Origin of the sequence: Streptomyces sp. NPDC051180, assembly GCF_040689545.1 — a bacterium.
Lineage (GTDB): Bacteria > Actinomycetota > Actinomycetes > Streptomycetales > Streptomycetaceae > Streptomyces.
Map to the genome: position 1 here is coordinate 25,356 of NZ_JBFBBC010000001.1, position 21,489 is coordinate 46,844.

At 73.9% G+C, this 21,489-nt stretch carries 23 protein-coding genes; 15 read left to right on the top strand and 8 right to left on the bottom strand.

Annotated features, from left to right (window positions below):
• Positions 1-156 precede the first annotated feature (156 nt).
• The 9 genes from AB0424_RS00145 (at position 157) to AB0424_RS00185 (ending at position 9,160) form a co-directional block, all read left to right on the top strand.
• Positions 157-807, top strand: coding sequence for a fasciclin domain-containing protein (locus tag AB0424_RS00145; protein WP_366300950.1), 651 nt, complete (start codon positions 157-159; stop codon positions 805-807).
• Positions 808-989: 182 nt separating this feature from the next.
• Positions 990-3,149, top strand: a complete 2,160-nt coding sequence (locus tag AB0424_RS00150; RefSeq protein WP_366300952.1) for a hypothetical protein — start codon at positions 990-992, stop codon at positions 3,147-3,149.
• Positions 3,150-3,158: 9 nt separating this feature from the next.
• Positions 3,159-4,004, top strand: coding sequence for a HipA family kinase (locus AB0424_RS00155; RefSeq protein WP_366300953.1), 846 nt, complete (start codon positions 3,159-3,161; stop codon positions 4,002-4,004).
• The gene (locus AB0424_RS00160; RefSeq protein WP_366300955.1) at positions 4,001-4,384 is read left to right on the top strand and encodes a DUF3037 domain-containing protein; all 384 of its coding nucleotides are present in this window, start codon (positions 4,001-4,003) and stop codon (positions 4,382-4,384) included. The genes AB0424_RS00155 and AB0424_RS00160 overlap by 4 nt, the downstream gene beginning before the upstream one ends.
• A gap of 182 nt (positions 4,385-4,566) precedes the next feature.
• Positions 4,567-5,328, top strand: coding sequence for a 3-oxoacyl-ACP reductase FabG (gene fabG / locus AB0424_RS00165; protein ID WP_366300956.1), 762 nt, complete (start codon positions 4,567-4,569; stop codon positions 5,326-5,328).
• A 28-nt stretch (positions 5,329-5,356) separates the two neighbouring features.
• Positions 5,357-6,124, top strand: a complete 768-nt coding sequence (locus AB0424_RS00170) for an SDR family oxidoreductase (RefSeq protein WP_366300958.1) — start codon at positions 5,357-5,359, stop codon at positions 6,122-6,124.
• Between the two features lie 148 nt (positions 6,125-6,272).
• Positions 6,273-7,850, top strand: coding sequence for an ABC transporter substrate-binding protein (locus AB0424_RS00175; protein ID WP_366300959.1), 1,578 nt, complete (start codon positions 6,273-6,275; stop codon positions 7,848-7,850).
• Positions 7,851-7,932: 82 nt separating this feature from the next.
• The gene (gene ung / locus AB0424_RS00180; protein ID WP_366300960.1) at positions 7,933-8,616 is read left to right on the top strand and encodes a uracil-DNA glycosylase; all 684 of its coding nucleotides are present in this window, start codon (positions 7,933-7,935) and stop codon (positions 8,614-8,616) included.
• 70 nt (positions 8,617-8,686) lie between these two features.
• Positions 8,687-9,160: a hypothetical protein gene (locus AB0424_RS00185; protein WP_366300961.1), complete on the top strand. Its 474-nt coding sequence runs from the start codon at positions 8,687-8,689 to the stop codon at positions 9,158-9,160.
• A gap of 30 nt (positions 9,161-9,190) precedes the next feature.
• On the opposite strand, the gene AB0424_RS00190 is transcribed toward AB0424_RS00185, so the two are convergent.
• The 3 genes from AB0424_RS00190 to AB0424_RS00200 all read right to left on the bottom strand — a co-directional run bounded on the left by AB0424_RS00190 (position 9,191) and on the right by AB0424_RS00200 (position 11,171).
• On the bottom strand, positions 9,191-9,673 hold the full coding sequence (locus AB0424_RS00190) for a hypothetical protein (protein ID WP_366300962.1): 483 nt from the start codon (positions 9,671-9,673) through the stop codon (positions 9,191-9,193).
• A 240-nt stretch (positions 9,674-9,913) separates the two neighbouring features.
• Complete coding sequence (locus AB0424_RS00195; protein WP_366300963.1) at positions 9,914-10,441, bottom strand: DinB family protein; 528 nt, start codon at positions 10,439-10,441, stop codon at positions 9,914-9,916.
• A gap of 100 nt (positions 10,442-10,541) precedes the next feature.
• Positions 10,542-11,171, bottom strand: coding sequence for a TetR/AcrR family transcriptional regulator (locus AB0424_RS00200; protein ID WP_366300964.1), 630 nt, complete (start codon positions 11,169-11,171; stop codon positions 10,542-10,544).
• A 102-nt stretch (positions 11,172-11,273) separates the two neighbouring features.
• On the opposite strand from AB0424_RS00200, the gene AB0424_RS00205 reads away from it, so the two are divergent.
• Both AB0424_RS00205 and AB0424_RS00210 read left to right on the top strand, forming a co-directional pair.
• Positions 11,274-12,506, top strand: coding sequence for an FAD-dependent oxidoreductase (locus AB0424_RS00205; protein WP_366300965.1), 1,233 nt, complete (start codon positions 11,274-11,276; stop codon positions 12,504-12,506).
• Positions 12,507-12,561: 55 nt separating this feature from the next.
• A complete protein-coding gene (locus tag AB0424_RS00210) occupies positions 12,562-13,467 on the top strand; it encodes a Gfo/Idh/MocA family oxidoreductase (protein WP_366300967.1) in 906 nt (301 codons plus the stop codon).
• On the opposite strand, the gene lnt is transcribed toward AB0424_RS00210, so the two are convergent.
• Both lnt and AB0424_RS00220 read right to left on the bottom strand, forming a co-directional pair.
• Entirely contained in the window at positions 13,412-15,025 is a 1,614-nt protein-coding gene (gene lnt, locus AB0424_RS00215) for an apolipoprotein N-acyltransferase (protein WP_366300968.1), read from the bottom strand. The two genes, AB0424_RS00210 and lnt, sit on opposite strands and share 56 nt — an antisense overlap.
• A 114-nt stretch (positions 15,026-15,139) precedes the next feature.
• Positions 15,140-15,583: a nuclear transport factor 2 family protein gene (locus AB0424_RS00220; protein ID WP_366300969.1), complete on the bottom strand. Its 444-nt coding sequence runs from the start codon at positions 15,581-15,583 to the stop codon at positions 15,140-15,142.
• Positions 15,584-15,663: 80 nt separating this feature from the next.
• Between AB0424_RS00220 and AB0424_RS00225 the strand changes: the two genes are divergently transcribed.
• Positions 15,664-16,257 carry a flavin reductase family protein gene (locus tag AB0424_RS00225; RefSeq protein ID WP_366300971.1) on the top strand — a complete coding sequence of 198 codons (594 nt, stop codon included), beginning with the start codon at positions 15,664-15,666 and terminating at the stop codon, positions 16,255-16,257.
• A gap of 7 nt (positions 16,258-16,264) precedes the next feature.
• On the opposite strand, the gene AB0424_RS00230 is transcribed toward AB0424_RS00225, so the two are convergent.
• Together AB0424_RS00230 and AB0424_RS00235 are read right to left on the bottom strand one after the other, a co-directional pair.
• Complete coding sequence (locus tag AB0424_RS00230; protein WP_366300973.1) at positions 16,265-17,137, bottom strand: undecaprenyl-diphosphate phosphatase; 873 nt, start codon at positions 17,135-17,137, stop codon at positions 16,265-16,267.
• An 81-nt stretch (positions 17,138-17,218) separates the two neighbouring features.
• Positions 17,219-17,701, bottom strand: a complete 483-nt coding sequence (locus tag AB0424_RS00235; protein ID WP_366300974.1) for a helix-turn-helix domain-containing protein — start codon at positions 17,699-17,701, stop codon at positions 17,219-17,221.
• Positions 17,702-17,825: 124 nt separating this feature from the next.
• On the opposite strand from AB0424_RS00235, the gene AB0424_RS00240 reads away from it, so the two are divergent.
• A complete protein-coding gene (locus AB0424_RS00240) occupies positions 17,826-18,995 on the top strand; it encodes a thiolase family protein (protein ID WP_366300976.1) in 1,170 nt (389 codons plus the stop codon).
• Between the two features lie 18 nt (positions 18,996-19,013).
• Here the strand turns inward: AB0424_RS00240 and AB0424_RS00245 are convergent, their stop codons facing one another.
• Complete coding sequence (locus AB0424_RS00245) at positions 19,014-19,769, bottom strand: TVP38/TMEM64 family protein (RefSeq protein WP_366300977.1); 756 nt, start codon at positions 19,767-19,769, stop codon at positions 19,014-19,016.
• 94 nt (positions 19,770-19,863) lie between these two features.
• Here AB0424_RS00245 and AB0424_RS00250 point away from each other — a divergent pair, with 94 nt between their 5' ends.
• A complete protein-coding gene (locus AB0424_RS00250) occupies positions 19,864-20,565 on the top strand; it encodes a DNA alkylation repair protein (protein WP_366300978.1) in 702 nt (233 codons plus the stop codon).
• Between the two features lie 56 nt (positions 20,566-20,621).
• Positions 20,622-21,467 carry a fused MFS/spermidine synthase gene (locus AB0424_RS00255; RefSeq protein WP_366300979.1) on the top strand — a complete coding sequence of 282 codons (846 nt, stop codon included), beginning with the start codon at positions 20,622-20,624 and terminating at the stop codon, positions 21,465-21,467.
• Positions 21,468-21,489 lie beyond the last annotated feature (22 nt).

Sequence of the window (21,489 nt, forward strand, 5' to 3'; positions counted from 1 at the left end):
GGCCGTGGGATCCGAAACACCCACGACACCAGGGCCACGGGCGGGAGTTCCCGCCGGCGGCCCGGACACGTCGTCACACTCCCGGCCGGGGTGGTCGTTCGTCTCTCCGCACCGTGCGCGGTCCCGCCGCGCATCCGATCCAAGGGGTTCCTCCTCATGAACGCTCTCCGCCTCCGCCGTGCCGCCGTCGCCGCGGCCGCCGCCACCGTGCTGCCCTTCGCCCTGGCCGCGTGCTCGGACTCCGGCGCGGACACCAAGGCCGAGGCCGGTTCCGAGGCGTCGGCGTCCACCGGTTCGGCGAACACGCCGTCGACCGGGACGGACATGGCCGCCGACGGCCCGTTCGGCCCGGCCTGCGCCTCCGTCCCGAAGGACGGCGCCGGCTCCTTCGACGGCATGGCGAAGGACCCGGTCGCGACCGCCGCCTCGAACAATCCGGCCCTGTCCACGCTGGTCGCCGCCGTGAAGCAGGCCGGGCTCGTCGACACGCTCAACAACGCCAAGGACATCACCGTCTTCGCGCCGACGAACGACGCCTTCGCCAAGATCCCGAAGGCCGACCTGGACAAGGTCCTCGCCGACAAGGAGACGCTGACCAAGATCCTCACGTACCACGTCGTCGGGCAGAAGCTGACGCCGAAGCAGCTGGAGAACGGCTCCTTCACGACCCTGGAGACCGGCAAGGTCACCACCAAGGGCTCCGGCGAGGACTACACCGTGAACGCCACCTCCAAGGTGGTCTGCGGCAACGTCCCCACGGCCAACGCCACCGTGTACATCGTCGACACCGTCCTGATGCCCAAGTAGCGGTCCACCGGGGGACCGGGGCCGGGCCGGAGCCGGCGGGGCCTGTCACGCGACCACGCGCGACGGGCCCCGCCGCCGTGCCGTCCCGCCGCGACTCCCTGCCTCCCGTCGTACCGCTCACGGGGAGTCGTACGGCCACAGGTCCGATGTGACGCCGCGGCCCCCGGGCTCGTTGGTCGGTCATGCTGTCCCGCCGCACGACCCACGACATCTCGATATCCGACCGCCGTCCCGCCCGGGAGGCCGCAGAGGCCGCGCTCGTGGAGAACTACTCCGGGCTGGTCCGCCTCGCCTATCTGATCCTGCCGCCCGCACTGGGCCGTCACCGTCGCGTCCTGACCGCCCACACCCTCGTGCAGCGCGCCCTCCCCGCCGCCGCCCGCCGGAGCGGACCGGAGGCGTCCGGCGCCGGGACGCCGCACCCCGTTCCCCCCGGCGCCGGATCCCCGGACGCGCCGGAGACCGGCTCCCCGCCCGCTCCGTCCGTTCCGGGGCAGCGCGGGGGCGAACGCCCCGCCCACTCCCGGCTCCGTGCCACCGTGGTCGCGGCCGCGCTCCACCCGACCCGCCGGTACGCGGCGCTGGTGCCGCTGCCCCTCGTCCTGGGGCTGAGGCTCTTCCCCCGGGCCGGCGGCTCCGAGGAACTCGCCCTCGACCGTGCCCTGGCCGGGACGTCGCCGGAGGTCCGGGCCGCCCTCGCCCTCCGTACCCTCGAACACCTCACCGAGGACGCGGTGGTGCGTCTTCTCGCCTCCGCCGGTGTCGCCGAACCGTCCGCCGCCCTGCGCGGTGCGGACCTGATCGTCGCCGACTCCGGAGCCGACGTCGAACGTCTCCTCAGGAGCGCCGAGTTCGACCCGTGCACCGTCCAGACCCGCCCCACCGACCTCCTGCGCCGCAGCCGGCACGGGCGGCTCGCCGCGCTCGCGGGCGCCCTGCTGCTCGCCGCCACGGCCACCGTCGCGACCGGGGGGCTCCGGTCCGCACCCGACCCGGGGCCCGCGGGACCCGTCGGCAGCGTCTCCGTCGCCGGCTCCCCACCCTCCCTCGACCCCGCGGCCCTGGTCCGCGCGCCCGCCGACCGCTGGGCCGACACCGCGCGGGTCGACTTCACGGCCTGGCCGGCCCGCGGACCCCGCACCGGGGACACGGCCCTGCTCGGCCGCGCCCTGATCGCCTGGGGGCGGGGCGCCGACGGCGGCGCGCGCGTGACGGCGACCCCCGGGACACCGACGTCCCCACCCGCCGATCCACCCCGGCTCCTCTTCGCGGGCACCGTCGACGACGCCGCCGTGGTCCTCCTGCACGACGGGCGGCGCCTCGCCCGGTACGCCGAACCGCGCGACGGACGGGGACCCGTCGTCCTCGACCTCGCGCGGGCGGACGACGCCGACGTCACCACCGGCGCGGCCGTCGTCGTCGGCCGGACCGGTGCCGGGACCCGGTTCCTCCTCGCGCCCTGGATCGCCGGGGCCGGCACACGGGACCTCGGCTCGCCCGGCACCGCCGCCGGCCCCCTGGCGGTCGATCCGGACGGCGTGACCGCGCCCGTGCCCTACGACGGCGCCCCGGCCGCGGCGGCCGCCTGCCCCCGCACGACCGCGCTCCAGCTGCGCTCCTCCACCCGGATCGTCGAGGACCACGCCTTCCTCCTGGCGGACCTCGGGGAGCTCACCCCCGTCCACCTGACGTGGACGCCCCCGCCGGGGACGGGCGCTCCGGCGCGCGCGCCGCGCGAGGCGACCGGTGCCCGGGGGCTCGCCGCCTGGGCCCGATCCGCCTGCTCCCTCGCGGGGCTGCACGGCGCCGGCGTCCGCGCGGTCAACCGGTGGGAGTACGCCGAGCAGGCACTGCCCGAGCGGGCCGGCCGAGCCGTGTGGGTGTGCACCCGCGCGGACACCTGGGAGGGCGGCGGCCGGGTGGCCCTGTCGTTCGAGGTCCCGGCCTGGCGCCGGGTGGCCGAGGTCAGGGACACGGCGGCGTGCAGCCGCTTCGGCCAGCACGTCCTCGCCGGCGGGTACTGGACGGCGCCGTCGGGCACGCGGTACTTCCTCGCCGCCGGCAGCCGCCACGTCACGGGCGTCACCGCCGGGGGAGCGGTCTCCGCCACCGGACGGGGGCCGGTGCTGGCCGCAGCGGCCGGCGCCGAGGGTCCCGTACGGCTCACCGGGCGGCTCACCGACGGCTCGGACCTGTCCGGCCTGACCGCGGGGCCGGACCCGGCGGCCGGTGCCGGCGCGACGGCGGGCGACCCTGCCGCGGCCGGGGGCGGCGGTCCGGCGGCGGACGGGGGGCCGGGCCGCCCCGGCAGGCCGTCACCGCCCGCGGTGAGCGGCGGATAGCCTGGCCGGATGCTCACCGAAGTCACTGCGACCCGGTATGTGACGCCGCTGCGTGAGGGCGGCTCGCTCCCGGGCATCGTCGAGGCCGACGACCTCGGCACCTACGTCATGAAGTTCACCGGCGCCGGCCAGGGTCGCAAGACCCTGGTCGCCGAGGTCGTCTGCGGGCAGCTCGCGCGCAGGCTCGGCCTGCGGGTGCCGGAGCTCGTCACCATCCAGCTGGACCCGGTCATCGGGCTGTCCGAACCCGACCAGGAGGTGCAGGAGCTGCTCAAGGCGAGCGGCGGGCTCAACCTGGGCATGGACTTCCTGCCGGGCTCGCTCGGCTTCGACCCGCTGGCCTACGAGGTGGACTCCCGTGAGGCCGGCCGGGTCGTCTGGTTCGACGCGGTGATCAACAACGTCGACCGGTCCTGGCGGAACCCGAACATGCTCGTCTGGCACGGCGAGCTGTGGCTCATCGACCACGGCGCCACGATGATCTGGCACCACAACTGGCCGGGCGCGCAGACGTCGGCCGCCAAGCCGTACGACGCTTCGGACCACGCCCTCGCCCCGTTCGCGCCGGACGTGGCGGCGGCCGCCGCCGAGCTGGCGCCGCTCGTCACCCGCGCGCTCCTGGAGGAGGTCGCCGCCGACGTGCCCGACGAGTGGCTGCTCGACGAGCCGGGCTTCGCCGGACCGGACGAGGTGCGGGCGGCGTACGTCGACGCGCTGCTGCCGCGCGCCGCCACCATCCACGAGCGGATCACGCTCGGCCCGCGTACCGAGAACCGGCCCCAGCAGCCGCCCGGCTGGCTCGCCGAGCGCCTCGCGCCCCGCGCGCACTCCACCGAGAAGGACAGCACCACGTGACCGACCGCGATGTCTTCGAGTACGCGCTGCTGCGCGTGGTGCCGCGGGTCGAGCGCGGCGAGTGCTTCAACGCGGGCGTGGTCGTCTACTGCCGCGCCCGGTCCTTCGTGGCCGCCCGCACCCATCTGGACGAGGCGAAGCTGTCGGTGCTCGACCCGGCGGCCGACGTGATCGGCGTACGGGCCGCGCTGCGCGCCGTCGAGGGCGTCTGCCTGGGCGGCGACGCGGCGGGCCAGGCGGCCCGGGACGACGCCGGTCGGCGGTTCCGCTGGCTGATCGCGCCGCGCTCCACGGTGGTGCAGCCGGGCCCCGTGCACACGGGGCTGACCACCGACCCCGAGGCGGAGGTGGAGCGCCTCCTGGACCTGCTGGTGCGCTGAGGGCGCGCGCCCGGGGACGGAGAGTGACCTGGTGCACCCGATGGGCCGTTGACACCGGGTGCCAGGGCTTCTAGCGTCTCGTTCTGCGGACGATACTAAGCGGTCGCTCATGTGCGGGACGCAGGAGCGGGTGACCGGTTCGGCCGCGACCAGGGACGATCCAAGGGCGAGGAGAACCAAGCATGTCCACCACCGAGCAGCGCGTAGCCGTCGTCACGGGTGCCGCACGGGGCATCGGAGCCGCCACCGCGCTCCGCCTGGCGGCCGAGGGCCGCGCCGTCGCCGTCCTCGACCTCGACGAGGCGGCCTGCAAGGACACCGTCGAGAAGATCACCGCCGCGGGCGGCACCGCCCTCGCGGTCGGCTGCGACGTCTCCGACGGCGCCCAGGTGGAGGCCGCCGTCGCGCGGATCGCCGCCGAACTCGGCGCGCCGACGATCCTCGTCAACAACGCGGGCGTGCTCCGCGACAACCTGCTGTTCAAGATGAGCGAGTCCGACTGGGACCTCGTCATGAACGTGCACCTCAAGGGCGCCTTCCTGATGTCGAAGGCGTGCCAGAAGCACATGGTGGACGCGGGCTTCGGCCGGATCGTGTCGCTCTCCTCCTCCTCGGCGCTCGGCAACCGCGGCCAGGCCAACTACTCGGCGGTCAAGGCCGGTCTGCAGGGTCTCACCAAGACCCTCGCCAAGGAGCTCGGCAAGTTCGGCGTCACCGCCAACGCCGTCGCCCCGGGCTTCATCGTCACCGAGATGACCGCCCAGACCGCCGAGCGCGTCGGCATGGGCTTCGAGGAGTTCCAGGCGGCCGCCGCCTCCATGATCCCGGTCCAGCGGGTCGGCCGCCCGGAGGACGTCGCCAACGCGATCGCCTTCTTCGCGGGCGACGACGCCGGCTTCGTCTCCGGCCAGGTCATGTACGTGGCCGGCGGCCCGCTCAACTGACGTCGGGAAACAGCGAGAGGAGACGGACATGACCGCGAACGAAAGGCCGGCGCTCTCCGGCAAGGTCGCCCTCGTCACCGGCGCGAGCCGGGGCATCGGGTACGGCGTCGCCGAGGCGCTGGTCGCCCGCGGCGACCGGGTCGTCATCACCGGGCGCGGCGAGGAGGCCCTCAAGGAGGCCGTCGAGCGGCTCGGCGCCGACCGGGCGATCGCCGTCCCCGGCAAGGCGCACGACGAGGCCCACCAGGCGGCCGCCGTCGAGGCGGCGATGGACGGCTTCGGCCGGCTCGACTTCCTGATCAACAACGCGGGGACGAACCCGGTCTTCGGCCCCATCGCCGATCTCGACCTGGGTGTGGCCCGCAAGGTCTTCGAGACCAACGTGATCTCCGCGCTCGGCTTCGCCCAGCGCAGCTGGCACGCGTGGCAGAAGGAACACGGCGGAGCGATCGTGAACATCGCCTCGATCGCCGGCGTCTCCGCCTCTCCGTTCATCGGCGCATACGGAATGAGCAAGGCCGCGATGGTCAATCTCACTCTGCAATTGGCGCACGAATACGCGCCGCTCGTCCGGGTCAATGCAATTGCCCCGGCCGTCGTGAAGACGAAATTCGCACAGGCGCTCTACGAGGGCCGGGAGGCGGAGGCGGCCGCCTCGTACCCCCTCGGCCGGCTCGGCGAGCCCGAGGACATCGGCGGCGCGGCCGCCTTCCTGACCTCGTCCCAGTCGGAGTGGATCACCGGTCAGACGCTCGTCGTCGACGGCGGGATTTTCCTGAACGCCGGAGTCGGGTGACCGATAACCGGACACTTTCCGGATTTGGTGTCCGGATTGACCCCGGTTATACGTTGAATGCCTCAAGTGCCCCGTCAGGCTCGAACATTGACCTGACGGGGTGCTGCGGTATCGTCGGCCGACCCCTGGCTGAACGAGGAGCGTGCACGTGTTCAACCGGACCAGTCTGCAGGCCGCTGCAGCCCTTGTGTCCATATCCCTGGTGTCCGGATGCGGTGTCTTCTCGGACAGTGATTCCGCCGGGGATCAGAGAATCGTCATCGGTACGACGAGTTCTCCCACCACGCTTGATCCGGCCGCCGCCTGGGACAATTCCTGGGAGCTGTTCCGGAATGTGTTCCAGACCCTGGTGAGTTTCCCGACCGGCAGTACGACGCCGCAATCGGACGCCGCCGACTGCAAGTTCTCCGACACTTCCAGCCGGGTCTTCGAGTGCAAGCTGATCGAGGGACTCACGTTCTCCAACGGCCACAAGCTGGACGCCAAGGCCGTGCAGTACTCGATCGAGCGCATCCGGAAGATCGACCAGGAGGGCGGCCCCAACGGGATGCTGGGCTCCCTCGACAAGATCGAGACCGTCGGCGACCGCACGGTCGTCTTCCGGCTCAACAAGCCGGACGCCACCTTCCCGTACGTGCTGGCGACCCCCGCCATGTCCCTGGTGGACCCGGCCGACTACCCGGCCGACAAGCTCCGCAAGGACGGCAAGGTCACCGGCTCCGGCCCGTACGTGCTCGACTCGTACGAGGAGCGCAAGGTCGCGGAGCTGACGAAGAACCCGACGTACAAGGGATTCGCCGACCGCAAGAACGGCGGCGCGACGATCAAGTACTTCAACGACTCCGACGCCATGGTCGCCGCGCTCAAGAAGGACGAGATCGACGCCACCTACCGCGGCCTCACCGCCGAGGAGGTCGTCGCCCTCCAGGAGGACACCCCCGAGAACAAGGGCCTCCAGCTCGTCGAGTCCACCGGCGCCGACATCCGCTACCTCGTCTTCAACGCCCAGGACCCCTCGGTCGCCAAGCTCCCCGTCCGCAAGGCGATCGCCCAGCTCGTCGACCGCGACGAGCTGGTGAACAAGGTCTACCAGGGCACCGCCGAGCCGCTGTACTCCATGGTGCCCAAGGGCATCGCCGCTCACACCACCAAGTTCTTCGACCGCTTCGGCTCGCCCAACGCGGCCAAGGCCAAGAAGATCCTGCGGGACGCCGGCATCGACGACCCCGTCGAGCTGACCTTCTGGTACACCACCGACCGGTACGGCTCCTCTACCGCCGCCGAGTTCGCCGAGCTCAAGCGGCAGCTGGAGGAGCAGGGCCTCTTCAAGATCACCCTGAAGGGCAAGCCCTGGAAGGAGTTCCAGGAGGGGTACCAGCAGGGCCAGTACCCGGTCTTCGGCCGCGGCTGGTTCCCGGACTTCCCGGACCCGGACAACTTCGTCGCCCCGTTCGTGGGCAAGGAGAACGTCCTCGGCACGCCGTACGTCAGCCCGCGGATCACCAACGAGCTGCTGCCGAAGTCCCGCCGCGACAGCGACCGCGGGACCGTCACGGACGAGTTCGTCGAGGCCCAGGAGATCATGGTCCAGGACGTCCGTCTGCTGCCGCTGTGGCAGGGCAAGCTGTACATCGCGGCCGGCGAGGACATCGGCGGCGGCGAGCGCGCCCTGGACCCGCAGACGGTCATGCAGCTGTGGGAGCTGTACCGCCGGGCGAGCTGGTAGACACCTGCGGGGGCCACTGTCAGTGGCCCCCGGTAGGTTCTCGGACGGAGAGACAGGAACCGTCCACCGGAGGTTGTTGACCGTGACCGACACCAGCATGCTGCCCGACTCCTGGCGAGGCGTCCTCGGCGAGGAGCTGCAGAAGCCGTACTTCGCGCAGCTCACCGAGTTCGTCGAGCAGGAGCGCGCCGGCGGGCCGGTCTTCCCGCCGAAGGACGAGGTCTTCGCCGCCCTCGACGCCACCCCGTACGACAAGGTGAAGGTCCTGATCCTCGGTCAGGACCCCTACCACGGCGAGGGCCAGGGGCACGGCCTCTGCTTCTCCGTCCGGCCCGGTGTGAAGACCCCGCCCTCCCTGCGGAACATCTACAAGGAGATGCACGCCGAGCTGGGCCACCCGATCCCGGACAACGGCTATCTGATGCCGTGGGCCGAGCAGGGCGTCCTCCTGCTCAACGCCGTGCTGACGGTCCGGTCCGGCGAGGCGAACTCGCACAAGGGCAAGGGCTGGGAGAAGTTCACCGACGCGGTCATCACCGCCGTCGCCTCCCGCCCCGACCCGGCCGTCTTCGTCCTCTGGGGCAACTACGCGCAGAAGAAGCTGCCCCTCATCGACGAGGAGCGGCACGTCGTCGTGAAGGGCGCCCACCCCTCGCCGCTCTCGGCGAAGAAGTTCTTCGGCTCGCAGCCCTTCACCCAGATCGACGCGGCCGTCGCGGCCCAGGGACACGAGCCGATCGACTGGCGCATCCCCGACCTCGGCTGAGCCTCGGCCCGATCCGGGCCGGCGGCGGCTAGCGTCGTGCCTCCCAGTGGACGACCGGGTGGAGTGCGCGGTGACCGAGCAGCAGCAGGTGTCGGACGACGGGGTCATGACCAGGATCGGGCAGGCCCTGATGCTGCTCCACGGCGGGGATCCCGAGGAGGCCCGGAACCGGTTCGGGCTGCTCTGGCAGCAGATCGGTCCGGACGGCGACCCGCTCCACCGGGCCACCCTCGCGCACTACATGGCGGACGCCCAGGACGACCCGGACACCGAGCTGGCCTGGGACCTGCGGGCGCTGGGTGCGGCCGAGGAGCTCGCCGGGGAGCGGCTCCCCGCCCACGGCTCGGCCGTCGCCCTGCGGGCGCTCTACCCCTCGCTCCACCTCAACCTCGCCGCCGACTACGCGAAGCTCCGCCGTCCCGACGCCGCGCGGGTCCATCTCGACCGGGCCCGCGCGGCCTCGGAGACGCTCGACGACGACGGCTACGGCAACGGGGTGCGGGCCGCGATCGAGCGGCTGGAACTCCGGCTGCGGGGCGAGTGAGGGGGCCGGGGGCGGGAACGGCCCGAGGGGTCACCGGCCCTGGACGCCCCGGCAGATCCTCGTGGGCCCGCTCCGGGCGTCCCAGCCGCCGTACCGCTCGCCGAGCGCGCAGAGGTCGTCGCGGGAGACCGGCGGGACCTTCGGCAGGCCGGTGAGATCCGGCAGCCGGGTCGGCAGCGGGCCGGCCGTCGGGAGCGGGCCCCGCCCCCGCGGGGGCACGGCGACCGGACGGGGAGCCTCGGGCGGCCGCGGTGCGGTCGCCCGGCGCTGCGCGCCCTGCTCCGGTGTCCCCTGCGGCCGCGCGGGCGGGGGAGGGGCGGGCAGTGCCGCTTCGAGGGCGTCGAGGGCCGGGCCCTCGACGATCTGCGGGGCCACCTGCCGGGCGGGCCGTACGGTCTCCGCCGCGGGCGCGGTGACGGGCGCCGTCGGCGGCGCGTCCACCGAGACGCAGCCCGCCAGGGCGGCGACCGCCGCCCCGACCAGGATCTTCGCTGTGGTTCGGGTTCCATGCACCCGCGCCACTCTGCTGTCCCGACGGCGATCTTCGCGCCCCTACCGGCGGGGAATGCCCCGCACGGGTGCCACCGGGGCACCGCCTTGACCGGCCCGGTGGCGTGCCGCCGACCGGCCGGGGGCGTTCCGTCACGGCCGGTGCCCGGGCGGCAGGCGCGGCTCCCGCCGCCGCCTCCCGTCCGTGACGGGGGCGTCGTCGCGGTCCGCCGCCTCCCGTCCGTGACCGGGGCGCCGTCGCGCTCAGTCGCCGGTCGCGCCGTCGATCCGCTCCCGGATCAGGTCCGCGTGGCCGTTGTGGCGGGCGTACTCCTCGATCATGTGGAGGTAGATCCAGCGCAGGTTGAAGCTCTCCCCGGACCGGTGCTTGCCCACGCCGATGTCGTCGAGGCCGCGGTCGGCGGCCAGGGTGCGGGCGTGCGCGATCTCGCCCTGCCAGGTGGCGTGGGCCTCCTCGTACGTGTCCTCGTCGGAGGCGTGGATGTCCCCGTCGGGGTCCTCCTCGGTCGAGTAGATCCAGGGCGCGTCCTCGCCGGCCAGGACGCGGCGGAACCAGCCGCGCTCGACCTCCGCCATGTGCCGGACCAGGCCCAGCAGGTTGAGGTCCGAGGGCGGGGCGGACGGGGTGCGCAGCCGGGTGTCGTCCAGCCCCTGGCACTTCTGCGCGAGGGTGACGCGGTGGAAGTCGAGCCACTGCTCCAGCGCCTCGCGTTCGCCCGAGGTGGTGGACGGGTCGACGCGGGTGACGGTGTCGGTGCGTTCGGTGGTCATGCGCGGCATCGTCCCCCATGTCCGGGCACCGCGCCAGGCAATTGCCGGTCGGCCGGGAGCGCGCCTCACGCGCGTCGGCGGCCCGGCGCCGGTGTGCCCGTCAGATGCGCTCCGCGGCCCGGCCGCCGAGCATGCCGCGGAGCAACTCCTCGAACCCGGTCCGCAGTTGCGCCCGGCTGGGCACGGTCGCGTGGAAGGAGCCGGCCGCGCAGGAGAACATCAGGCCCTCGCACCAGGCGACCAGGGACAGCGCGTGCCGCTCGGGCTCGGGCGAGCCGGCGGCGGTCATCATCGCGACCAGCGGGGTGCGGAAGGCCGAGCCGGCCGCGTCGAAGAAGGTGCGCAGTTCGGGGCGGCGGGTGGCTTCGAGCGCCAGCTCGTACCGGGAGACCAGCAGCGAGCGGTGGTCGGTGAGATAGCGGTGCAGGGCGAGGGCGAGCGCGTCGACGAGCGCGTCGTCGCCGCTGTCCGGTCCGGGCATCCCGTGCGGCGTGAGGACCTCCGACTCCCGCTCCACCTGGCGCCGGACGGCCGTCTCCAGGAGGGCCTGACGGGTACGGGCGTGGTTGGAGGTCGACCCCTGGGGCAGCCCCGCCCGCTCGTCCACGGCGCGGTGCGTGAGGCCGCGCATGCCCCGCTCGACGAGGAGGTCGAGGGCGGCGTCGCCGATCCGCTCGGCGCGGGAGGCGGGGGACTCCGGGGCCGGGGTTCCGGCGGTGGCGGGGCTCATGAGGACAACCTACCGCCGCCCCCTGCCCCGCTCACTACACCTGTAGTACGGTCGGCACGTCGGACTCACTACACCTGTAGTTCCCGGATCCGAGGAGCAGCCATGGAACAGCAACGCGCCGTCGTCGTCGGAGCCGGCATCGGCGGACTCACCGCCGCCGTCGCCCTGAGCCGAAGCGGCTGGCGGGTCACCGTCCTCGAACGCGCCGCCGCCCTCACCCCCGTCGGCGCCGGCATCGGCCTCGCCCCCAACGCACAGCGCGCCCTCGACGTCATCGGGCTCGGCGACCGCGTCCGCGACCTCTCCGCCTGGCAGGGCGACGGAGGCATGCGCACCCCCGGCGGCCGCTGGCTCGCCCGCACCGACTCCCAGGCGGCCGCCGCCCGATTCGGCGGGCCCCTCGTGCTCCTCCACCGCGCCACCCTCGTCGAGATCCTGACCTCGGCCCTCCCCGGGGGAGCCGTCCGCACCGGCGTCACCGCAGCCGTCACCGACCCCGGCGACGACCGCCGCCCCGCCCGCGTCACCCTCGCGGGCTCCGGGGCCGGACTCCCGGGCGAGCTGGAGGCCGAACTCGTCCTCGCCGCCGACGGCATCCACTCGGCGACCCGCCGGGCGCTCTTCCCCGGCCATCCCGGTCCCCGCTACTCCGGCAGCACCAGCTGGCGCGTCGTCGTCCCCGCCCCCGCACGGCCCTTCGCCCCGCACGAGACCTGGGGCGCCGGCCGGCTGTGGGGCAGTCAGCCCCTCAAGGACGGCCGGGTCTACGCGTACGCCATGGCCCTCGCCCCCGAGGGCGCCCGTGCCCCCGACGACGAGCGGGCCGAACTGCTGCGCCTCTTCGGCGACTGGCACCACCCCCTCCCCGAGATCCTCGACGGCGTCGACCCCGACCGGGTCCTGCGGCACGACGTCCACCACCTGCCCGACCCGCTGCCCGCCTTCCACCGGGGGCGCGTCGCCCTCCTCGGCGACGCCGCGCACGCGATGATGCCGAGCCTCGGCCAGGGCGGGAACCAGGCCGTCGAGGACGCGGTCGTCCTCGCCCACCACGCCCGCTCCGCACCCGACTTCCTGCCGAGCCGCGCGCTCGCCGCGTACACCGCCGACCGGCTCCCGCGCACCACGACCCTCGTCCGCAAGGCGGCCCGCACCGGCGCGCTCACGATGCTCTCCGCCCGCCCCGCGGTCGCCCTGCGGACCGCGCTCGTCGGAGCCGTCTCCCGCTTCGGCCCCGGACTCGTCCTGCGCGGCTTCGACGGCGTCTGCGACTGGCGCCCGCCCGTCGGGCCGCCCCGGGCCGCCGGGACCCCGATTCCGCCCCGCGTAAGCTGACCAGCGCGAACGGCCCGGCCGACCGCGGCCGGTGAACGACGACAAGGGAGACCCCGTGAAGGTTGGCTGCATCGGACTCGGCGACATCGCGCAGAAGGCATATCTCCCCGTCCTCGCCACCCTGCCCGGGGTCGAACTCCACCTGCAGACCCGCACGCGCACGACCCTGGACAGGGTGGCGGACACCCTGCACCTGCCCGCCGCACAGCGCCACGGCGACCTCGACTCGCTCCTTTCCGCCGGACTCGACGCGGCGTTCGTCCACGCCTCCACCGCCGCGCACGCGGAGATCGCCACCCGGCTCCTCGACGCCGGGGTGCCCACCTACGTCGACAAGCCCCTCGCCTACGACTACGCCGACTCCGAGCGGATCGTGGAACTCGCCGAGAAGCGCTCGGTCGCCCTCGCCGTCGGCTTCAACCGTCGCCTCGCGCCCGGCTACGCCCAGTGCCTGGAGCACCCGAGGGACCTGATCCTGCTGCAGAAGAACCGGATCGGGCTGCCCGAGGACCCGCGCACCCTCGTGCTCGACGACTTCATCCACGTCGTCGACACCCTGCGCTTCCTCCTCCCCGGCGAGATCGAGCACGTCGACGTGCGGGCCCGCGTCCGCGGGGGGCTCATGGACCACGTCGTGCTCCAGCTCTCCGGTGACGGCTTCACCGCCATCGGCATGATGAACCGGATGAACGGCTCCACCGAGGAGGTCCTGGAGGTCTCGGGCCAGGACGCCAAGCGCCAGGTGCTCAACCTCTCCGACGTGATCGACCACAAGGGCCAGCCGACCGTGCGCCGGCGCGGGGACTGGGTGCCGGTGGCCCGGCAGCGCGGCATCGAGCAGGCCGTACTCGCCTTCCTCGACGCCGTGCGCGAGGGCCGGGTGCTCAGCGCCCGCGACGCCCTCCTCACCCACGAACTGTGCGAGCGCGTGGTCCGCGAGGCGCTGGCGCAGTCGTCCTGAGCGCGCCGCCGGCTCCGGCGGCGCACACCGCGCCGACCACCGCGAGCGCGCCGTACACGGGCCAGTCGCCCCAGCGGACGTAGAGCGTCGTCGCTTCCGACAAGGGGAGTTCGCGCACGACGGCGGCGCTCGCTCCGGTGCCCAGCGAAGGGCCGCCCGGCCGCCCGTCGGGGCCGTACGCGGCACTGATCCCGGTGAGCGTCGCGTGGACGACGGGGCGGCCCGTCTCGGCCGCCCGCAGGGCCGCGAGGGAGGCGTGCTGGGCAGGTGCCCAGCTGTCCTGGAAGGTGCTGGTGGACGACTGCACGACGAGCAGTGCGGCGCCTTCGCGGACCAGGTGGCGGCTCATGTCGGGGAAGGCCGACTCGAAACAGACCAGCGGACCGACCCGCAGCCCCGGCACGCCCGCCTCGCGGGCCGGCAGGGACATCACGACGGGCTCGGTCCCGCGCCGCCGGTCCTCCTCGGCGGCTCGACCGGCCGAGGTCACCCAGCCGAGCAGACCGCGGGCGGGAACGTACTCGCCGAAGGGGACCAGCCGCATCTTGTCGTAGCGGTCGCCCGTGAGACCGCCGGGCCCGACGAGGACGGCGCTCTTGTGGATGCCGGGACGGTCGGCGCCCCGCGCGTCCACGTTCACCAGGAGGGGCGCGTCCACCGCCCGGGACAGCGCGGCGAGCCGGGCCGCGAGCGCCGGGTCGCCCGCCGGGTCGGCGCCCACGCCGCTCTCGCCCCACACGACCAGGTCGAGCCGCTCGCCGGCGAGCGAGCGGGTCAGCTCCTCGGCGCGGGCGAGGCGCCGCCCGGGACCGTCCGGCCCGTCGAACACCCCCGGCTGCACCATGGCGACCCGCACCGTCCCGGTCCCGCGCGGGACGGGCACGCCCCAGGCCGCCGTCGCCGCCACCAGCGCGCAGGCGGTGAGCCCGGCGAACCCGACGGAACGCGGCCCCACCGCCAGCAGGACGGCGGCCGTGTTCACCGCCACCACCACGAAGCTCACCAGCCACACCCCGCCGACCGAGGCGAGCCGGAGCGCCGCGGGGACCTGCCACTGACTGGCTCCGAGCAGCCCCCACGGGCCGCCGAGCCCCTCCCAGGACCGCACCAGCTCGACCAGGAGCCAGCCCGAGGGCACCGCGAGCAGTGCGGCGACGGCCCGCGTCGCCGACGGCGGGCCGCCCAGCAGCGCGCGGACGAGCACGCCCCACGGCAGCCACAGCAGGCCGAGGAGAGCGGCGAGCGGGAACAGGAACACGTGCAGGCTCGGCAGCAGCCAGTGGTGCAGGGCCAGCACGAAGCCGAGCCCGCCGAGCCACCCGTCGAGGCCGGCGCGGCGGGCCCCCGGCGCCGTACGGATCAGCAGCAGCCACGGCACCAGCGTGAGGTACGCCCACCACCACAGACCGGGGGCGGGGAAGGCGAGTGCGGGAAGGGCGCCACAGCCGACGGCGAGCAGCGAACGCCCCACCGCGCGGCCCGCGCCGCGGGCCCCGGGCGCCGCGTGGCCCCCGTCCCCGGCCCGGCCTCCGCGGCGGCTCGTGAACGGACCACGCATGACGTGCCTCCCGTCGCTGCTTCCAGTGTCCGCGCTCCGGACGGCCGGGGCGCCGCGGGGCCGTCGGCCCGGGGCGCCCCGGCGCCTCCGCGCGGGCCCCGAGGGGGCCGTCGTTCAGAGGCGGCGCCACCGCTCGTCGACGACGACCGAGCGGAGCCGCCAGCCCTCGGCGGTGCGCCGCGCCGTGAAGGCGTAGCGCCCGCCGCAGACGAAGTCCTCGCCGGAGGAGAAGCGCATCGGGTTGACGTAGTCGGCGCGGACCGACGCCTCGTCGCCCGGCTGCGGGTAGCCGCCCGGCGCCCGGAAGGAGACCAGCCGGTTGACGATCAGGTGCTGGCGGACCGGGAAGAGCGTCATCGTCTCGGCGAGCCATGCGGCCACCTCGCCGGCCGGGCCCTCGATCCCTCCCGAACCCCGGTAGTCGGCCCGGCCGTCCGGGACGAAGAGGGCGCGGTAGGCGGTCCAGTCGCCGTCGTCCACGGCCGCCGCGTACCCGGAGACCAGGTCGTCGACGGCGAGGCGGTCCATCACGGTCGCGAGGTCCACGCGCTGCGTCATCGGCACAGTGTCGGGCAGCGGGGGCCAGGGGCCAAGAGGCGTGCGCGGGGGAGTGGCGGGGCGCGGTCATACTGGCGGACATGCGCGTGAACATCGATCCCCGTCAGAGCGACGCCGCCACCTTCTACCGGCTGCTCACCGCCACCGTCGTGCCCCGGCCCATCGCCTGGGTCTCGACGACGTCCGCCGACGGGACGGACAACCTCGCCCCGCACTCCTTCTTCACCATCGCCTCGGTCACGCCGCCGGTCGTCCAGTTCACGTCCGTGGGGCGCAAGGACTCGCTGCGGAACGTGGAGGAGACGGGGGAGTTCGTCGTGAACCTCGCCCCGCAGGACCTCTTCGAGCAGATCAACGCGACGGCGACGGACTTCCCGCGCGGGGTGAGCGAGTTCGACGCCTGCGGCGTGGAGCGGGAGCCCAGCCTGCTCGTCAAGCCGCCGCGGGTCGCCGGGTCGCCGGTGGCGCTGGAGTGCGAGCTGCACAGCACCCTGCGCATCGGCGACTCGACGGTGGTCTTCGGCCGGGTCGTGCACGCGGCCGTGGAGGAATCGGTCCTCGTCGACGGCCACCCCGAGATGACGCTCCTGCGCCCGCTGTCCCGCCTCGGCAGGAACGAGTGGGGCACCCTGGGCGGCATCGAGGAGATCGCCAGGGTGCCCTACCGGGACTGAGGCCGGGTCAGCCCGCCGACTCCCCCGCGTGGGGGCTCAGGACGTCGGTGCCGACCAGGACGAAGAGCAGGATGCCGAGCAGGATGCGGTAGATCACGAAGGGCATGAAGCTCTTGGTGGTGATGAACTTCATGAACCAGGCGATCACCGCGTAGCCGACGGCGAAGGCGATGATCGTGGCGAAGATGGTCGGACCCCAGGCGACGTGCCCCTCGCCCGCGTCCTTCAGCTCGAAGACGCCGGACGCGAGGACCGCCGGGATCGCCAGCAGGAACGAGTAGCGGGCGGCGGACTCGCGGGTGTACCCCATGAGCAGACCGCCGGAGATCGTCGCGCCGGAGCGGGAGACGCCGGGGATGAGCGCCATCGCCTGGCACATGCCGTAGATGAGGCCGTCCTTCACGCCGAGGTCCTTGAGCGTCTTGCGCTCGCGGACCACCCGGTGCCGTCCGCCGATCTCGTCGCGGGCGGCCAGCCGGTCGGCGACGCCGAGGACGATGCCCATGACGATCAGGGTGGTCGCGATCAGCCGCAGGTCGCGGAAGGGGCCCTCGATCTGGTCCTTGAACGTCACGCCGAGGACACCGATCGGGATCGAGCCGACGATCACCAGCCAGCCCATCTGGGCGTCGTGGTCGGACCGCATCGCCTTGTCCGTCAGCGAACGGAACCAGGCCGAGACGATCCTGGCGATGTCCTTGCGGAAGTAGATGAGGACAGCGGTCTCCGTGCCGATCTGGGTGATCGCGGTGAAGGCCGCGCCCGGGTCGTGCCAGCCGGCGAAGGCCGCGGTGAGACGGAGGTGCGCGCTGGAGGAGATGGGAAGGAACTCCGTCAGCCCCTGGACGAGCCCGAGGATGAACGATTCGAACCAACTCATGGGGCTAGGGCCGTCCCGTTATGTACGTGTGCGGTCAGAAGGTCGAGCGCAGCGTACCTTCCCAAGATGACGGGGAGGCCCTCAGGTCCGGGGACCGTCCGGGACGGGGTCCACCGGCCCCGCGGTGGTCCAGCCGGGTGACCTGACGTGGTGGCTGAGACGCGTCCGGTCGGCCTCGCCTCCGCAGTGCGCGCACACCAGCCGGGGGCTGAGCACCTCGCCGCAGTCGTGCTCCAGGACGACCGGGCGGTCGTCCGCGTTGAGGTGGCGGTCGCCCCAGGCCATCAGGGTCACCAGGACCGGCTGGAGCTCCTCGCCGGCCGCCGTGGCGCGGTACTCGAAGCGCGGCGGGCGCTCGCTGTACGGCACCTTCTCCACGATCCCGGCTTCGACGAGCCGCTTCAGCCGGGCGGTGAGGATGTCGCGGGGCGCCCCGGTGTTGCGGGCGATCCGGTCGAAGCGGTGCACGCCGAGAGAGATCTCGCGGAGGACGAGCAGTGCGTACTTCTCGCCGACGAGCGCGAGGGTGTCGGCGATCGAGCAGGGGCGGGGGGCGGCCTTCATGGGGCCAGCCTAAACCGGCCACGACCCAGTGGGTCCAGGAATCCAACGAAGTGGGTTTGAAAAGCCAACTCGCTGGGCTATGTTACCCACCAGTCGGTCCACTTCTCCCACTCAGGAGCCTGTCATGCGCGACGCCGTCATCGTCGAAGCCGTCCGGACGCCCATGGGGAAGGGCAGGACGGGCGGGACCCTGTCCCACGTCCACCCCGTGGCCCTCCTCTCGCACACCCTGCGCGCCCTCGTCGCACGCAGCGGCATCGACCCCGCCCTCGTCGACGACGTGATCGGCGGCACCGTCGACCAGGTCGGCGAGCAGGCCATGAACACCACCCGCTACGCCTGGCTCGGTGCCGGATTCCCCGACTCGGTGCCCGCCACCACCGTCGACCGCCAGTGCGGCTCCTCCCAGCAGGCCGTCCACTTCGCGGCCCAGGGCGTGCTCTCCGGGGCGTACGACATCGCCATCGCCTGCGGGGTCGAGTCCATGAGCCGGGTCCCCATGTGGTCGAACGTGCCGCCGGGCGCCGACCCCTTCGGGCCCGGCGTCGCCGAGCGCTTCCCCGAGGGGCTCGTCCCGCAGGGCGTCAGCGCCGAACTGATCGCCGCCAAGTGGTCGATCGGCCGCGAGGCCATGGACGCGTTCGCCACCGCGTCGCACACCAAGGCGGCCCGCGCCTGGGAGGCCGGGCTCTTCGACCGGGAGGTCGTGCCCTACGAAGACGTCCGCCGCGACGAGTCGGTGCGCCCCACGACCACCCCCGAGATCCTCGCCGGCCTGCGCCCCGCCTTCGAGGACCCCGCCTTCGCCACGCGCTTCCCGCAGATCGACTGGTCCGTCACCGCCGGCAACAGCAGCCCCGTCAACGACGGCGCCTCCGCCGTGCTCGTCATGGAGGCCGAGACCGCCCGCCGGCTCGGTCTGAGCCCCCTCGCCCGGCTGCACGGCTTCGCCGTCACCGGCTCCGACCCGCTGCTCATGCTCACCGGCGTCATCCCGGCCACCGAGAAGGTGCTGCGCCGCACCGGCCTCGGCCTCGCCGACATCGACCTCTTCGAGATCAACGAGGCGTTCGCCAGCGTGGTGCTCGCCTGGCAGCAGGAGACCGGCGCCGATCCGGCCAGGGTCAACGTCCACGGCGGCGCCATCGCCCTCGGCCACCCCCTCGGGGCCAGCGGCACCCGCCTCACCACGACCCTCGTCCACGCCCTCCGGGCCCGCGGCGCCCGCTACGGCCTCCAGGCCATGTGCGAGGCCGGCGGCCTCGCCAACGCGATGGTCGTCGAAGCGCTCTGAAGGGGGCTTCGGGGCTCGTCAGCCCGCGGTGCCCACCGGCTCCCGCTCCGGCGCGGGGGCCGCGACGGCGGCGGGGGCGCGCAGGCCGTGGCGCTTGCGCCAGGCCACCACGGCGGCGGCGAGCCCCGACAGGACGATGAACCCCGCCGAGAAGAGGAAGGCCGGGGACCCCGGAGAACCGGCCTGGGCGCCCGCGACCACGTACGCCGCCGTGTTCGGCACGGTGCCGAGCGCCGTCGCGAGGAGGAACGGCACGTATCCCATGCGGGAGACCGCGGCGCAGTAGTTGGCGGCCGCGAACGGCACACCGGGGAACAGGCGGATCGCCAGCATCGAACGGAACCCGTGCCGGCTCAGCTGGCCGTCCGCCGCCTTCAGCCAGCGGCCCCGCAGCAGCGGCCGCAGCGCGTCCTGACCCAGGTACCGCCCCAGGGTGAAGGAGATCCCCGCGCCCAGCACCGTCCCCGCGACCGCCGCCGTCAGCCCGAACGCGGAGCCGAACACCGCGCCGGCCGCCAGATTGAGCACCGGCCGCGGCACGAAGGCCGCCGTGCACACCCCGTACGCGAGGCCGAACAGCAGGACCGCCCCGGCGCCGTTCGCCTGCGGCGACCAGCCAGAGGAGAGCAGCCGCTGTGGCTCGTACAGCACCACGAGGGCCGCCGCGGAGAGCAGCAGCAGTGCCAGCAGGGAGAGCCGCGAGCGGGGCGAGAGCAGGGCCCGGGAGCAGCGGACGGCCAGGGAGCCCGGCGGCCGGGGGACGGGAGCGAGCATTCGGGGAGAGTAACGGACGCGTCCATATGATCGCCGTAATGTGCGTCATGTCCGTCCGGGCCCATCCGGAGCGCTCCATGGCCGAAAGAGCTCCATGACCGACACCGCGCCCCCCGACAGCGCCCTCGCCGACACCGTCCTGGAGCGGCTCACCGCCCTCTACCCGGCCGCCGGAAACCCGTTCAGGGCGCAGGAGATGGTGGCGTACATGAAGGGCGTGGCCCCCTTCCTCGGCGTCCGCACCCCCGAACGCCGCGCGCTCTCCCGCACCGTCCTCGACGGCACCCCGCGCCCCGACCAGCGCGACTGCACGGCCGTCGCCCTGCGCTGCTTCGCCCTCCCCGAGCGCGAGTACCACTACTTCGCCGTCGACTACCTGCGCCGCCATGTGAAGCGCTGCTCCTCGGACTTCCTCCCCGTCGCCCACCGGCTGGTCACCACCGTCTCCTGGTGGGACACCGTCGACCACCTCGCCGCCCACGTCGTCGGCCCCCTCGTCGCCGCGGACCCGTCCCTCGCGGTCCGCATGGACGAGTGGATCGAGGACGACGACCTGTGGGTCGCCCGCACCGCGCTCCTGCACCAGCTCCGCTTCAAGGAGTCCACCGACGCCGACCGGCTCTTCGCCTACTGCCTCCGGCGTGCGTCCGACACCGACTTCTTCCTCCGCAAGGCGATCGGCTGGAGCCTGCGGGAGTACGGCAAGACCGCGCCCGCGGAGGTCCGGTCCTTCGTCGCCGCGCACCGCGCACGGCTCTCCCCGCTCTCCGCGCGCGAGGCACTGAAGCACCTGTGACCCGCCCCGGCCCACCGGCCCGCGGCCCGTGTCCCCGGGACCGGCACAATGAGGGCGTGAACGAGCACATCCCCGTCATCCGCGAGGTCGACCAGGGCACCGCGCGCCTCATGCCCGACGTGGACCGGGAGCGGGCCTGGCTCCTGACGGTCGACGGCGCCCCGCAGTCGTACGTGGACCTGGACGACCCGGCCCACCTGGAGTTCGAGTACGCGCGGCGCCTCGCCCACGTCGCCGACGGCGCGGCGGGCGAGGGGGAGCCCCTCGACGTCCTGCACCTCGGCGGCGGGGGGCTCTCGCTGCCGCGGTACGTCGCGGTCACCCGGCCCGGCTCGCGCCAGGACGTCGTCGAGGCGGACCGGGGTCTGCTCGACCTGGTCGCCGAGCACCTGCCGCTGCCGGACGCCTCGGGGATCACCGTGCACGGAGCGGATGCCCGCGGCTGGCTGGAGGCAGCGCCCGCCGCCTCCGCCGACCTGATCGTGGGCGACGTCTTCGGCGGCTCGCGGGTCCCCGCGCACCTCACCTCCGTCGAGTACGCGCGCGAGGTACGGAGGGTCCTGCGGCCCGGCGGCCTCTACGCCGCCAACCTGGCCGACGGCAGGCCCTTCGCCTTCCTCCGCTCCCAGCTCGCCACCTTCGCCGAGGTCTTCCCCGAGCTGGCGCTGGTCGCCGAGCCGGCCGTCCTGCGCGGCCGGCGCTTCGGCAACGCCGTCCTCGTCGCGTCCGCCCGCGGGATCGACATCGCCCACCTCGCCCGCCGGGCCGCGGCGGACGCCTTCCCCGCGCGCGTGGAGCACGGCGCGAGCCTGGACCGGTTCACGGCGGGCGCCGCACCGGTCCAGGACACCGGGGCCGTACCGTCACCGGTTCCTCCCGACGGGGCCTTCGGCATCGGCTGACGCCCCCGACGCGGCGTCCGCG